The sequence below is a fragment of the Microbacterium sp. Se5.02b genome (genome assembly GCF_019464375.1).
Taxonomy (GTDB): domain Bacteria; phylum Actinomycetota; class Actinomycetes; order Actinomycetales; family Microbacteriaceae; genus Microbacterium.
Genome location: NZ_CP080491.1, coordinates 1822403 through 1834774 on the forward strand (window position 1 = coordinate 1822403; position 12372 = coordinate 1834774).

The window sequence follows — 12372 nt, forward strand, 5'->3', positions numbered from 1 at the left end:
GCCGGAGGGCTCGCGCGGAATGGCGCGGCGGCGTCGAACGTTGTAGTCTGTGATGCTCGGGTGTTTCTCGCTCGAGCTGGTAATTCCACAGTGTGACAGCGGCTCCTTCGAGAGAAGGACCACGGGGCTGATCGGTTTCGACAGCGCCTGTGAATCCACGAGAAGCGGGCCGAGGATGCAGAGTTATCTCGTAAACGCTCTCTGCAAAAAAATAGTTGCCGAAACCAAGCGCAACGACTTCGCCCTCGCTGCATAAGCGAGCCCGATAGTCCGTCAGGCCGTATGTGATTCCGATACGGATCCTGGCGTCATCTAGGAATCTTGCTGCGTGACGGCGTCTGGACGTCACGTGGGACTCTTCCCAGGCTGGGCTTGTCGACTTAGGTGTCTGTGACAAAGGTCGGAGCCGAGCAGAACGTCTTCACAGACTGCGCCCGGAGAAGGCGTGGAGACTCAGCGTTGGACGGGGGTTCGATTCCCCCCAGCTCCACCCAGCCGTTGTCACTCAACAAGAGGCCCACCTCCCTAGTGCTCACTGGGGAGGTGGGCCTTTCTTGCGTTGTGGATGACTCATCTGGCGGGGTTGACCTCGCCACACCGTCGACCTTGACCGCAGCCCGATTCACGTGCACGTGCCGGCGCAGCAGGTCTGTGACGGGACGGCGCGCCTTGGACGAGGGCTTCTTCGGAGGTCTCGTGCCTGCCGAGGGAGAGGTTCAGGGAATGACCGCGGGAGCGACCATGGTGCGGACCGCCCCAGGTACTCCCGTTTCGACACCCACCCCGAGGTCATACACCACAGAGAGATTCTTCACCGCGTCGGCCGTCGAGAAGAGCAATCCGGAGTTCGCCTGCGAAGGCCACGTGATCGGAAGAACGGTGGGGCTGCCGGCGGGATGCTCAGCCAGCGGAGTTGTGATCGCGACGGCGATCAGCGGTGCGGACCATGTGGACGACTCGTGAACGATGCCAGACTGAACGGATGAGCACACTGCATGCCGGAGGGAGAACATCATGACTGCTGTGAGTATCCGGCCCTCCATCGGACCTGCGGACTATCCGGCACTCGTTGCGATCTGGCGCCGCGCCGTGGATGCGACACACCGCTTCCTCACGGATGCTCACCGCGACGAGATCGAAAGCCACCTGCAGTCCGACTACTTCCTTGCGGTCACCATCTCGGTCGCAGATCTCGACGCCCGACCGGTGGGATTCTCCGGAGTTCTGGACGGAAATCTGGAGATGCTCTTCGTGGACGCCGCACAGCGCGGCAGCGGCATCGGCACCGCCCTTCTGCACCATGCGATCGCGGAGCACGGTGTCACCAAGGTGGATGTGAACGAGCAGAACGATTCAGCGGTCGGCTTCTACCTCCACCGCGGATTCGAAGTCGTCAGCCGCAGCGAGACCGACGAAGCCGGCCGGCCCTATCCGCTGCTCCACATGAAGCTCGGCGAGCGTTTCTGACCCCAGCCCACCCCTCGCCCCTCTGTGGCGGGTTTGCGCACGGGCATCGTCCTGTCCGCTGACCCGAAGGGCTCAGACGTCCTGGACGTAGGGCGTGGCGAGCACCGCGTCGGCGAACCCCGGTGCGGAGAACCGGATCGTGATGATGCCGTCCCAGAAGGCGCTGCCGCCGTTCGGGGTCTCCGCCCCGAACATGAAGGCGCTGGTCGTGTCGCCGTCATAACTCGATACCGTGGGCACCGCCGCGGTGCCCGCGGCGACGATGGTGCCGAACACGAACGTGCGGTGAAGCTGATCGTCTGGTGCTCCCTGCCGAAGCGTCCATCCGATGATGCCCGCGTCTCCGCCGGGGATGTTGCCTTTGTAGAGGTACAGACCTTCGGCGCCCGCGTTCGCGCCCGTGCCCTGCCAGGTGATGGTCGCCGTCACGTCCACGGGGGAGGAAGGGACGGGAGACAGCGAGAGCTGCCCGCTCAACGCGAATTCGGAGCTCCACTGCGGACCGGTGAAGGTCAGCACGACACCGCTGGCGTCGAGAGCACCTCCGCTGGCGGCGTGGGCCGGAGCAGCCACCGCGAGGGCGATCACCGGAACGGACCAGACGGCTGCGCCGATGAGGGTGCGGCGAGAGATCGGAGAACGCTCGGCGAGCGCACGGTCTTCAGACAATGGGGATCCTTCAGTGGACGGGGCGCCAGCGTGGGCCTCGGGGCGAACAGAGAGTAGCAGAGCGGGGGTCTCGAGTGCCGTCAGCCTGCCCACTCGACGAGGATCAGCCCCTGTCGCGTGTCAGCGAACTTCACCCAACCGTCGCCGAACAGATACGTCATCCCGTACCCGTCGTCGTCGAGGCCCATCGCGTATTGCGGGTCTTCGGTGAAGTACACCCCATCCGTGCCGTCCTCACGCTTCCAGCCCTCGGCGAGAAGGCCCGCTTGAGCGTCCGCGGCATCCTCCGCGCTCAGCGCCGACCACCCATAGAGCTGACCATGGTCGGAGGCGACGCTGTAGTCGGCCCAGAAGCACAACATGCCATCGGTGAGTTCGACGCCGCCGACGACGAACTCCTTGGGCTGCGATGTCCACCCCTCGTCGGTGAGGGCGGCGACCGTTCCCTCGGAGATCATGGATTCGCAGGTGAGTTCCGCTGCGGGCGTCTCGGGGGCGCTCGACACCACAGGATCGGGTGTCGGCGCGGGCGTGCGGACTATCGCGTCGGGCGTCGAGGTGGCGGATGGATCCGCGGGCGCCCCGCACCCTGTGAGCGCGACGATGATCAGCAGGACGCCCGCAGCGGCGGATGTGATGCGGGAGATCATCGCGGGCCTCGTGGTTCGGATCAGTCGTTCATGAGCTGCAGGAAGTCGTCGTGGAGACGGCCGTTGGTTGCCAGCGTCGATCGCGCCGAGATCGTCTCAGCCCCGTCTGCTGCGGTCATCCTGCCGCCGGCCTCCCGGACGATCGGCACGGCGGCGGCGATGTCGTACTCCTTCACATCGAACTCCGCGACCATCTCGAGTCGACCTTCGGCGAGGAGCATGTACGAATACACATCTCCATACGCGCGATCGCGCCAGACGCGCCCGGCGACCCTCAGCAGGGTCTCGATCCGGCCGGCATCCGACCACTGCGCGATGCTCTGGAAACTCACGCTCGCGTCGTCGAGCGACGACACCGCCGAGGCCTGGATCCGACGGGGTTCTGCTCCCACGGTGGTCCATGCCCCTGCGCCCGTGGCCGCCCACCAGCGACGCCCCAGCGCGGGCATGCTGACGACGCCGACCTGGGGCACGCCGTCGACAGCCAGAGCGATCATCGTTCCCCACAGGGGGACTCCGCGCAGGAAGTTGGCCGTCCCGTCGATCGGATCGACGATCCACTGCCGGTGTGTGCTTCCCTGCGCGCCGAACTCCTCGCCGAAGATCCCGTCATCGGGCCGTTCGGCCTCGAGAATGCGGCGGATCGCCCGTTCGGTCGCGAGATCCGCGTCGGTGACGTGGGAGTTGTCGGCCTTGGTCGATATCTCGAGGTCGGCCGCGTCGAACCGGGGGAGCGACTGTGCGTCGGCGGCATCCGCGAGGCGGAGCGCGAGATCGAGATCGTGGCGCAGGTCATCGGTGAAGGGGGAGGGGGTCACCCTCTCAGAATAGTCGTCGCCTTCACGGCGCCGGAGAGCCGAAAGGCCATGATCCGACGTCAGCAGTGGCGGGGCGCGCCCGGGGTCGCCTCGATTTCGCATGGGGCCGCGCGGCTGGTAATGTAATTCCTCGGTCGGGGTTATCCCGGGCCACGCACCTCTAGCTCAATCGGCAGAGCAACTGACTCTTAATCAGTGGGTTCTCGGTTCAAGTCCGAGGGGGTGCACGGATCAGCCTCGGAAACTCTCGCCAGTCTCCGGGGCTTTTCTGCTGTCCACCCGAGGCCTCCCCGCGAGTGGTTCAGGCCAGGCCCTCCAGAAGGTCCGTGACGCGGCGCTTGATGTCGTCGCGGATGGGGCGCACGGCGCTGAGGTCCAGGCCCGCCGGGTCGTCCAGCTCCCAGTCCTCGTAACGCGTGCCGGGGAAGATCGGGCAGGCGTCGCCGCACCCCATCGTGATGACGACGTCGGAGACCCGCACGTCGTCGGTCGTGAGGATCTGCGGGGTGTTCTCGGTGATGTCGATGCCCTCCTCGGCCATTGCCGCTATCGCGACCGGGTTGATCCGGTCGGCGGGCTCACTGCCGGCAGAGAGGACGCGCACGCGCTCTCCTGCCAGCTCCCGGAGGTACGCCGCGGCCATCTGCGAACGGCCGGCGTTGTGGACGCAGACGAACAGCACGGTGGGTGTCTCGCGCATCTCGGTCTCCTTCTGATCGAGGCGTGTGCAGTCGTCCCTGGTGCACTCAGGGACGACCGGTGATGTCAGCAGCAGCCCGGCGGGCAGCACTCCTGGTCGAGTTCGGGCGGGCAGCCCAGCTCGATGCAGAGGGTGTTGGTATCCATCATGCTCACCTCCTTTCATCGATGTCTATCGATGCATGAGCAAGTGTGCGATGAAACATAGACGACTGTCAATATTCATGAGAGTCTATGTTTCATGCCCGTCGGTGAACTGCTCCCTGTCCGCGACCTTCAAGCGTGCTGCGCTCCGTTGACGCGGGAACCGATAGCGCAGGACACCGCGGAGTCCCTGGCGCGCACGCTGCGAGCTCTGGCGGACCCCGCGAGACTGCGGCTGATCTCGATGGTCGCGGCGCACGAGGGCGGTGAGGCGTGCGTCTGCGACCTCACGGAACCCCTGGGGCTTTCGCAGCCCACGGTGTCGCATCACCTCCGCGTCCTCGCCGAGGCGGGATTCCTCACGCGGTCGAAGCGTGGCACCTGGGCTTACTACCGGCTCGTGCCCGGTTCTCTCGACGGCATCGCCGGACTCCTGACCACGGTGTAGACCTCACGAGGGCCCGTCGCTGTCCCGGGGGACTGCGGGTCCTCCGCCCGCATCCAGAGATCCGCGAGGTCACGCGACCGTGATGACCGTCCCGCCGGTCAGCCGCTGCAGCTGTGCGAAGGTCACCGGCATGACGGTGTGCGGGTGCCCGGCGGCCGCCCACAACGTGCCGTGATCCTGAAGCGCGTCATCGAGGTAGGTGCGCAACGGGGCCGGGTGTCCGACGGGGCGACGCCGCCGATCGCCTGCCCCGTGGCGGCGCGGACGACGGACGCCGGGGCCATCGACACCTCTGCGGCACCGATGCTCGTAGCGAGGACGGCGAGATCCGCGCGGTGCCCTCCGCTGGTCATCACGAGCACGGGCTCGCCGTCGGCGAGGAACACGAGACTGTTCGCGATCGCCGCGACGTCGCACCCGACGGCGGCCGCTGCCTCGACGGCTGTGCGCGCCGAGTCGGGCAGGACGCGGATGGCGACCTCGATCCCGGCTTCGGACAGGTGCCGGCGCACGACTCTGCTGCGTTCGGGGAGGAGTGCGTCGTCGCTCATCGCCCCCACGATACCCACAGCGGACAGCGGACAGCGGACAGCGGACAGCGAAGACCGGACCGGACCGCGATGATCCGGTCCGGTCCCGATGGAAGTCAGGCCGCGTCGCCGATGAGGATGGCCGCAGCATCCTCGGTGGTCGGATCCGCGGGAGCGTCGTCGATATGTGCGAGCACGCGCCGCCCGAGGAAGATCGTCAGCGCGGCGAGCAGCACGGAAGCCGCGGCGAACAGGTAGGGCACCGTCGCATTGAACGCATGCCACAGCAGTGCGGCGATGGGAGGAGCCATCGCGCCACCCAGGAAGCGCACTGCGGAATAGGCAGAGGACGCGACCGAGCGCGGAAGGTCGGTCGCCTCCATGACCGCCTCCGTGAGCACAGTGTTCATCACGCCGAGGAGCAGGCCGCCGATGACGATGCACGTCACGAGTGCCGCGGGGCTGCTCACGACGAGTCCAGCTGCGATGAGGTCGACGGCGAGGAGGGGCAGCACGACGAGGATGATGCGCGTGCGCGCCATCCGGCGCATCAGGACCGGTGCCACCCAGACACTCGTGACCGCCAGCGCCACACCCCAGCCGAAGAACGTGAATCCGATGCCCATCGCACCGAAGCCGAGGGGGAACGGCGAGAAGGCGAGGAGGACGAAGAAACCGATGTTGTAGAACAGCGCCGTCACGGCGAGGATCGCGAGGGCCGGTCGACGAAGGGCGACGAACGGTGCCGAGAAGGGGACGGGCGTGCGCTTCTCGCCCGGGCCGCGGAGGAGGACGAGCACGGCGACGAAGGCGATCGCCATCAGAGCGACGACGCCGAAGAACGGTCCGCGCCAGCTCTGCTCGCCGAGAAGACCACCCAGCAGCGGACCGACGGCGATGCCGAGGCCGAGCGCCGCTTCATACAGGATGATCGCCGCGCTGCTCCCGCCGGATGCCGCCCCGACGATGGTCGCGAGCGCGGTGGAGATGAAGAGGGCGTTACCGAGTCCCCAGCCGGCGCGGAAACCGATCACCGCGTCCACGCTGCCGCTCAGTGCGCAGAGCAGCGCGAAGACGACGATCAGCCCGAGACCGATGAGCAGCGTGGCCTTCGCACCGATCCGACTCGAGATCCAGCTGGTCACGAGCATGGCCAGCCCCGTCACGAGGAGGTAGCTGGTGAACAGCAGCTCCGTCTCGACAGGCGACGCCTGAAGAGACTCCGCGATGGCAGGGAGGATCGGGTCGACGAGACCGATTCCCATGAAGGCGACGACGCAGGCGAAGGCTACCGCCCATACCTGCGCTGGCTGCTTCCACACCGAGGGGGTGACGGGGGTGTTCACCGGGGTTCTCCTGTTCGATCAGTGGTGTGCGCGGCGAGGATCTCCGCAGCGCGGGTGAGGGTCGACCAGTCGTCATCTGTGAGCGCGGCGAACCTCGGGGCGAGTGTCTCGCGGAACTCCGTGCGCCACTCCGCGAGCGCCGAAGCGCCTCCCGGTGTGATGTCGACGACTGTCGCTCGTGAATCGTCGGGGTCGGGGGAGCGGAGCACGAGTCCTTCGCGCTCCAGACCGCCCAGCAGACGTGTCATGCCGGGCTGTGTGGTGCGCGCAGCCATGGCGAGTTCGCCCACTCTGCGCGACCCTGCCTGCTCCAGCAGGCTCAGCACGCGCCACTGGGCGGCTGGAGCCTCGTTCCCGGCGTCCTGAGCCGCGATGCGGCCCAGTGCATACCCAGAGAGAACCAGGGATGAGATGACCTCCGAGCGATTCATACCACCGAGTATATACCCAGTGGTATGTATATCTCCCTATCGTCGGGAACCGGCGATCCGGGCCGAGAGCTGATGCGCATGGGCGAGCAGGGTGCGTCCGAGGTCTGCCATGCGATCGGGCCCGAACCGGAACTCGACTCCGGTCAGGCTCAGCGCCCACTCCGGGCGCCCGGAACGATCGAACACCGCGGCCCCGATTCCCCAGCTGCCCTCCACGATCAAGCCGGGGTTGACGGCGTATCCGCGCTCCTTGGTCTCGGCGAGGCGCGTGCGCAGAGCGGATCGACGGTGGGAGCGTCCCCACCGGTCCTCGAGCTCAGGGTGTCTCTCCAGATAGCTGTCCACATCGTGGTCGGGAAGGAACGACAGGATCGCCAGACCGGCGCTGGCGACGCCCAGGGGGAATCTGACGCCTTCGCTCAGGACGAAGGAGCGGATCGGGAAGGACCCTTCCTCCCGGAGAAGGCACACGGTCTCGTCTGCGCGGCGCACCGAGAAGAATGCGCTCTCCTCGGTTTTGACGGCGAGCGAGCGCACCACATCGCGCGCGAGAGATGTCACGTCATATCGTGCGGCGGCCACAGAGCCCATGAGGAAGAGTTCCGGGCCGGGCATCCACCTCGTGCTCTCGTCCTCCCGGTCGACGAGCCCTTCGAGCTTCAAGGCGCTCAGGAGGCGGTGGGCCGTCGAGCGTGACAAGTCGGCCGCACGGGCGAGCTCCTGCAACGTCGCTCCGTCGGCGCCGGCGGCAGTCACGAGGCGGAGGAGTCGCGCCGCGCGGGCGATCGCCTGTGCGCCGGGCACGGAGCGTGAGGGTGAGTCCATATCGTGGACACTACGTTCGGATCTGCCCACATCGCAAGATCCGACGGGTGCAGGTGGTCACGGAGGGCGGATGCTGGGAGAAGACACGATTCCGAAGGAGCAGACGTGATCGACAAGCAATGGGGCTCTCCCGCCGAAGCCGTCTCCGACATCCCGGACGGCTCTTCCCTGGCGGTCGGCGGGTTCGGGCTCTCCGGCAACCCGATCGCGCTGATCGAGGCGCTGCTCGCGCAGGGGACCAAGGACCTCAGCGTGGTGAGCAACAACTGCGGCGTCGACGACTGGGGTCTGGGCGTTCTGCTCGCCGCGCAGCGCATCCGCAAGATGACGTCGTCGTACGTGGGGGAGAACAAGGAGTTCGAGAGGCAGTTCCTGAGTGGCGAACTCGAGCTGGAGCTCACACCACAGGGCACCCTTGCGGAGAAGCTCCGAGCAGGAGGCTCCGGCATCGCCGCGTTCTACACGCAGACGGGAGTGGGGACCCAGGTCGCCGAGGGTGGACTGCCGCGCCGATACAACCCTGACGGCAGCGTCGCGGTCGCGTCCCCGGTGAAGGACGTGCGGACCTTCGATGTCGACGGCACTCCGCGCGACTTCGTCCTCGAAGAGGCCATCACGACCGACTTCTCGCTCGTGCACGCGGCACGCGGAGACCGGCACGGCAATCTCGTGTTCAACAAATCCGCCCGGAACTTCAATCCGCTCGCGGCCATGGCCGGACGCATCTGCATCGCGCAGGTGGAGCAGCTCGTCGAGCCGGGAGAACTCGATCCCGACGCGGTCCACCTGCCCGGTGTCTTCGTGCATCGCATCGTCGAGGTCGGGAGCGACATCCCGAAGCGCATCGAACGGCGCACCGTCGCCACGGAAGGAGCCTGAGATGGCGCTCACCAGAGACCAGATGGCCGCGCGGGCGGCGGCGGAGCTGCGTGACGGCTCCTACGTCAACCTCGGCATCGGTCTGCCGACGCTCGTGCCCAACCACGTGCCGAGCGATGTGACGGTCGTGCTCCAATCGGAGAACGGAATCCTCGGCGTCGGCCCGTACCCGCGGGAGGACGCCGTCGACCCGGACCTCATCAACGCGGGCAAAGAGACGGTCACCACCCTGCCCGGTGCCGCGTTCTTCGACTCGGCGACGAGCTTCGGCATGATCCGCGGCGGCAAGATCGATGCCGCGATCCTCGGCGCCATGCAGGTGTCAGCGACGGGCGACCTCGCGAACTGGATGATCCCCGGGAAGATGGTCAAGGGACCGGGCGGCGCCATGGACCTCGTGCACGGCGCCGGTCGGGTCATCGTGCTCATGGAGCATGTCGCGAAGGACGGCACCGCGAAGATCGTGGACGAGTGCTCCCTGCCGTTGACCGGTCGGGGAGTGGTCGACCGTATCATCACCGACCTCGCCGTGATCGACGTCACGGCCGCAGGACTCGTGCTCGTCGAGACCGCGCCGGGAGTCACCGTGGAAGACGTCATCACCGCCACGCAGCCACCGCTCACCCTCGCCCCCGCTCTCCACAACGGAAGGACCCAGGAATCATGACAGAGAACGATGTCGTCGTCGTCGCCGCGGCGCGCACCCCGCAGGGACGGCTGAAGGGGCAGCTCGCCGCGTTCACGGCCCCGCAGCTCGGGGCGCTCGCGATCCGCGGAGCTCTCGAGCAGGCTGCCGTCGATCCGGCGGCGGTGGACGCCGTCATCGTCGGGCAAGTGCTCGCCGCCGGCTCGGGACAGAACGCGGCGCGTCAGGCGGCGATCGGCGCCGGTATCGGCTGGGACGTGCCTGCGCACTCCGTGAACAAGGTCTGCCTCTCGGGCCTCACGGCGATCATCGACGCGGCACGGATGATCCGCACGGGCGATGCCGAGGTGGTCGTCGCTGCGGGCATGGAGTCGATGACCCGCGCCCCGCACATGCTGATGGGATCCCGCGACGGTTGGGCCTACGGCAGCGTGGAAGTCCTCGACCATATGGCGTATGACGGACTCACGGACGCCTACGACAGGGAGAGCATGGGCGCCTCCACCGAGCGGCACAACGCGCGGTATGAGCTCACGCGCGAGGCGCAGGATCGGGTCGCGGCGCTGTCGCACCAGCGCGCGGACGCGGCTCAGGAAGCCGGCGTGTTCGACGCGGAGATCATCCCCGTCGAGGTGCCGCAGCGGCGCGGTGAGCCCGTGCGGGTGACGACGGACGAGGGCGTCCGCCCCGACACGACCGAAGAGACCCTCGCCAGGCTCCGAGCGGCATTCGCCGAGGGAGGATCGATCACGGCGGGAAACTCCTCTCAGATCTCCGACGGCGCCTCCGCCGTGGTCGTGACGACCCGGCGCACGGCCGAGAGCAGGAACTGGCCGGTCCTCGCGACGATCGGGGCGAGCGGACAGACCGCCGGACCCGACAACTCCCTGCAGGCGCAGCCGGCGCGGGCGATCGAGCGCGCGTGCGAGAAGCAGGGGATCGCTCCGTCGAAGCTCGACGTCGTGGAGATCAACGAGGCCTTCGGTGCCGTCGTGGCGCGGTCACAGGTCGAACTCGGCCTCGACGAGGGAATCGTGAACGTGCACGGCGGGGGCATCGCGATCGGGCATCCGATCGGCGCATCCGGCAATCGCCTCGTCGTGCACGCCGTCCACGAACTCGTGCGCCGAGGAGGCGGGACAGCGGCCGTCGGGCTGTGCGGTGGCGGCGGTCAGGGCGAGGCGCTGATCCTCACGCGGTGAGTCCTGCGCCGAGGGCGCCCGGTGTCAGCGCCGAGCGTCCTGGCGTGGTCCTGAGTGTCGGCGAGCGCCTTCTGCGAGCGGAACTGGAGCCGCTGGGCCTTCTTCGCCTTCTTGACGGACTGCGGGGAGTCGGCATCGACGAGCACGCCGCGTCGTTCGCGGTTCATGTCGACCACCGCACCCACGGCCAGTGCCATCGTGATGCCCCAGCTCAGCCAGGACAGCAGGGCACGCCAGGTGATGGGCTGTTCGCGGCTGCCTCGCAACAGCGAGATCCCTGCTGAGATCGCAGCGATGAGTCCGGTGCTGAAGAGGTAGCGCATTCCCCAACGCTACCTTCCCGTACCCCAGCTCGCACCGAGCCTTGACAAGCCCGCGGTGATCCTGGCAGGGGCGTACGTCGTGAACGACAGACGGAGTGTCCGCGGATCCGGGGTTCCGGAGTAGAACGAGAGGCCGGGGACGTAGGCGACGTCGTTGCTCAAGGCACCCGAGAGCGACTCTGCGGCATCGAACCCCTCCGGCAGTCGCGCCCAGACGAACATGCCGCCGTCCGGTCGGTTCCAAGCGCTCCCGGGGGGCAGCGCGTCGGGGAGGGCATCGAGCATCGCATCGCGTCGAGCCGCGTACGCCTCCCGGATGCGTGCGAGCGCGGAATCGCTGCGGCCGGAGGCGAGGTAGTGCGCTGCAGCCGCCTGGTCGACGGTCGAGGTGTGGAGATCCGCGGCCTGCTTGGCGATCGTGATCGAGGGGCGGATGTCCGGAGTCGCCCTGACCCAGCCGATGCGCAGGCCGGGGGCGATCACCTTCGAGAAGCTCCCGAGACTGATGACGTGCTCCGGCGCGTACTCGGCGAGCGACGGTAACGGATCGCCCGAGTAACGCAGCTCGCGATAGGGCTCGTCTTCGACGATGCGGAACCCCCGGCGTCGAGCGATGTCCGCGATCCCGCTGCGGGCGGCGACATCGTGCGTCCGGCCGGTGGGGTTCTGGAACGTGGGCACGGAGTAGAAGAACCGCGGCCGGTGCTCGGCGGCGAGCTGCTCCAGGGCATCGAGATCGAGTTCGTCGTCCACATAGGGAACACCGATCACCCGAGCACCCGCCAGCGCGAAGGTCTGCAGCGCTGCGAGGTAACAAGGCTCTTCCACCAGCACGGTGTCGCCCGGATCTATCAGCGCCGTCGAGATGAGTCCGAGACCCTGCTGCGAGCCGGTCGTGACGATCAGGTCGGAGGCCTCGGTGGGAAGCCCGCCGGCGGTGTAGCGCCTTGCGATCTCGTCCCGCAGGCGCGGGTCTCCCTCCGAAGTGGAGTACTGGAGCGCGCCGGGGGCTTTCAGCGCCGCATCGAACGCGCTCCGGATCCCTTCGAGGTCGAACAGCTCGGGTGCGGGGAGTCCTCCGGCGAACGAGATGACCTCGGGACGCTGCGTCAGGGCCAGCAGATCCCGCACCGGAGAGGTCTTCGCGCTCCCCACGCGCTGCGACCGCGCGGGGAGATCGAGCGTCGGGACGGCGGCCTGCGGCTCTGGGGGCACGGGGATCCTCCTCGGAACGAGCGGGTGCGGGGTGACGCCAGACTAGACCCGTCGCGCACCGATCGTCTCAGTGCCGGCTC

16 protein-coding genes, 1 tRNA gene and 1 other RNA gene are annotated in these 12372 nt (G+C 67.7%); 7 read left to right on the top strand and 11 right to left on the bottom strand.

Translation table 11 applies throughout. The features are described from left to right. Positions 1–123: 123 nt before the first annotated feature. Positions 124–493: a transfer-messenger RNA gene (gene ssrA, locus K1X59_RS09000) on the top strand. A gap of 223 nt (positions 494–716) precedes the next feature. Here ssrA and K1X59_RS09005 read toward each other — a convergent pair. Next, positions 717–1016 carry a hypothetical protein gene (locus K1X59_RS09005; RefSeq protein WP_183152541.1) on the bottom strand — a complete coding sequence of 100 codons (300 nt, stop codon included), beginning with the start codon at positions 1014–1016 and terminating at the stop codon, positions 717–719. On the opposite strand from K1X59_RS09005, the gene K1X59_RS09010 reads away from it, so the two are divergent. Next, on the top strand, positions 1015–1467 hold the full coding sequence (locus K1X59_RS09010; protein WP_183152542.1) for an acetyltransferase: 453 nt from the start codon (positions 1015–1017) through the stop codon (positions 1465–1467). The two genes, K1X59_RS09005 and K1X59_RS09010, sit on opposite strands and share 2 nt — an antisense overlap. Positions 1468–1539: 72 nt before the next feature. On the opposite strand, the gene K1X59_RS09015 is transcribed toward K1X59_RS09010, so the two are convergent. The 3 genes from K1X59_RS09015 to K1X59_RS09025 form a co-directional block, all read right to left on the bottom strand. Further along, positions 1540–2136: a hypothetical protein gene (locus K1X59_RS09015; protein ID WP_183152543.1), complete on the bottom strand. Its 597-nt coding sequence runs from the start codon at positions 2134–2136 to the stop codon at positions 1540–1542. A gap of 80 nt (positions 2137–2216) precedes the next feature. Further along, positions 2217–2786, bottom strand: a complete 570-nt coding sequence (locus K1X59_RS09020) for a hypothetical protein (RefSeq protein ID WP_183152544.1) — start codon at positions 2784–2786, stop codon at positions 2217–2219. Between the two features lie 20 nt (positions 2787–2806). Further along, on the bottom strand, positions 2807–3604 hold the full coding sequence (locus tag K1X59_RS09025) for an inositol monophosphatase family protein (RefSeq protein ID WP_244632551.1): 798 nt from the start codon (positions 3602–3604) through the stop codon (positions 2807–2809). A gap of 154 nt (positions 3605–3758) precedes the next feature. Between K1X59_RS09025 and K1X59_RS09030 the strand changes: the two genes are divergently transcribed. Continuing rightward, positions 3759–3831 (top strand) — tRNA-Lys (locus K1X59_RS09030). 74 nt (positions 3832–3905) lie between these two features. On the opposite strand, the gene K1X59_RS09035 is transcribed toward K1X59_RS09030, so the two are convergent. After that, positions 3906–4304: an arsenate reductase ArsC gene (locus K1X59_RS09035; RefSeq protein WP_183152546.1), complete on the bottom strand. Its 399-nt coding sequence runs from the start codon at positions 4302–4304 to the stop codon at positions 3906–3908. Between the two features lie 240 nt (positions 4305–4544). Here K1X59_RS09035 and K1X59_RS09040 point away from each other — a divergent pair, with 240 nt between their 5' ends. Next, a complete protein-coding gene (locus K1X59_RS09040; protein WP_183152547.1) occupies positions 4545–4895 on the top strand; it encodes a metalloregulator ArsR/SmtB family transcription factor in 351 nt (116 codons plus the stop codon). Positions 4896–5017: 122 nt separating this feature from the next. On the opposite strand, the gene K1X59_RS09045 is transcribed toward K1X59_RS09040, so the two are convergent. From K1X59_RS09045 to K1X59_RS09060, 4 genes are all read right to left on the bottom strand, one after another. Then, positions 5018–5446 carry a YbaK/EbsC family protein gene (locus tag K1X59_RS09045; RefSeq protein ID WP_309491647.1) on the bottom strand — a complete coding sequence of 143 codons (429 nt, stop codon included), beginning with the start codon at positions 5444–5446 and terminating at the stop codon, positions 5018–5020. A 95-nt stretch (positions 5447–5541) separates the two neighbouring features. After that, positions 5542–6771, bottom strand: a complete 1230-nt coding sequence (locus K1X59_RS09050) for an MFS transporter (RefSeq protein WP_183152549.1) — start codon at positions 6769–6771, stop codon at positions 5542–5544. Next, positions 6768–7202 carry a MarR family winged helix-turn-helix transcriptional regulator gene (locus tag K1X59_RS09055; RefSeq protein ID WP_183152550.1) on the bottom strand — a complete coding sequence of 145 codons (435 nt, stop codon included), beginning with the start codon at positions 7200–7202 and terminating at the stop codon, positions 6768–6770. The genes K1X59_RS09050 and K1X59_RS09055 overlap by 4 nt, the downstream gene beginning before the upstream one ends. A gap of 36 nt (positions 7203–7238) precedes the next feature. After that, positions 7239–8027 carry an IclR family transcriptional regulator gene (locus K1X59_RS09060; RefSeq protein ID WP_183152551.1) on the bottom strand — a complete coding sequence of 263 codons (789 nt, stop codon included), beginning with the start codon at positions 8025–8027 and terminating at the stop codon, positions 7239–7241. Between the two features lie 105 nt (positions 8028–8132). On the opposite strand from K1X59_RS09060, the gene K1X59_RS09065 reads away from it, so the two are divergent. From K1X59_RS09065 to K1X59_RS09075, 3 genes are read left to right on the top strand one after another with little or no spacing between them, the layout of a single operon-like run. Continuing rightward, positions 8133–8906 carry a CoA transferase subunit A gene (locus K1X59_RS09065; RefSeq protein ID WP_183152552.1) on the top strand — a complete coding sequence of 258 codons (774 nt, stop codon included), beginning with the start codon at positions 8133–8135 and terminating at the stop codon, positions 8904–8906. Between the two features lies 1 nt (position 8907). Continuing rightward, on the top strand, positions 8908–9573 hold the full coding sequence (locus K1X59_RS09070) for a CoA transferase subunit B (RefSeq protein WP_183152553.1): 666 nt from the start codon (positions 8908–8910) through the stop codon (positions 9571–9573). Then, entirely contained in the window at positions 9570–10754 is a 1185-nt protein-coding gene (locus K1X59_RS09075) for an acetyl-CoA C-acetyltransferase (protein ID WP_220174156.1), read from the top strand. Before K1X59_RS09070 ends, K1X59_RS09075 begins: the two co-directional genes overlap by 4 nt. On the opposite strand, the gene K1X59_RS09080 is transcribed toward K1X59_RS09075, so the two are convergent. Both K1X59_RS09080 and K1X59_RS09085 read right to left on the bottom strand, forming a co-directional pair. Beyond that, entirely contained in the window at positions 10724–11077 is a 354-nt protein-coding gene (locus K1X59_RS09080) for a hypothetical protein (protein WP_220174157.1), read from the bottom strand. The genes K1X59_RS09075 and K1X59_RS09080 overlap by 31 nt on opposite strands. Positions 11078–11086: 9 nt before the next feature. Next, the gene (locus tag K1X59_RS09085; RefSeq protein ID WP_258567195.1) at positions 11087–12292 is read right to left on the bottom strand and encodes a PLP-dependent aminotransferase family protein; all 1206 of its coding nucleotides are present in this window, start codon (positions 12290–12292) and stop codon (positions 11087–11089) included. Positions 12293–12372: the final 80 nt, after the last annotated feature.

Excerpts from the sequence above, each read along its gene's own strand:
- K1X59_RS09045 (WP_309491647.1), bottom strand. The coding sequence starts at position 5,446 with ATGAGCGACGACGCACTCCTCCCCGAACGCAGCAGAGTCGTGCGCCGG.
- K1X59_RS09010 (WP_183152542.1), top strand. The coding sequence starts at position 1,015 with ATGACTGCTGTGAGTATCCGGCCCTCCATCGGACCTGCGGACTATCCG.
- K1X59_RS09005 (WP_183152541.1), bottom strand. The coding sequence starts at position 1,016 with ATGATGTTCTCCCTCCGGCATGCAGTGTGCTCATCCGTTCAGTCTGGC.
- K1X59_RS09075 (WP_220174156.1), top strand. The coding sequence starts at position 9,570 with ATGACAGAGAACGATGTCGTCGTCGTCGCCGCGGCGCGCACCCCGCAG.
- K1X59_RS09020 (WP_183152544.1), bottom strand. The coding sequence starts at position 2,786 with ATGATCTCCCGCATCACATCCGCCGCTGCGGGCGTCCTGCTGATCATC.
- K1X59_RS09060 (WP_183152551.1), bottom strand. The coding sequence starts at position 8,027 with ATGGACTCACCCTCACGCTCCGTGCCCGGCGCACAGGCGATCGCCCGC.
- K1X59_RS09080 (WP_220174157.1), bottom strand. The coding sequence starts at position 11,077 with ATGCGCTACCTCTTCAGCACCGGACTCATCGCTGCGATCTCAGCAGGG.
- K1X59_RS09070 (WP_183152553.1), top strand. The coding sequence starts at position 8,908 with ATGGCGCTCACCAGAGACCAGATGGCCGCGCGGGCGGCGGCGGAGCTG.
- K1X59_RS09040 (WP_183152547.1), top strand. The coding sequence starts at position 4,545 with ATGCCCGTCGGTGAACTGCTCCCTGTCCGCGACCTTCAAGCGTGCTGC.
- K1X59_RS09055 (WP_183152550.1), bottom strand. The coding sequence starts at position 7,202 with ATGAATCGCTCGGAGGTCATCTCATCCCTGGTTCTCTCTGGGTATGCA.
- K1X59_RS09035 (WP_183152546.1), bottom strand. The coding sequence starts at position 4,304 with ATGCGCGAGACACCCACCGTGCTGTTCGTCTGCGTCCACAACGCCGGC.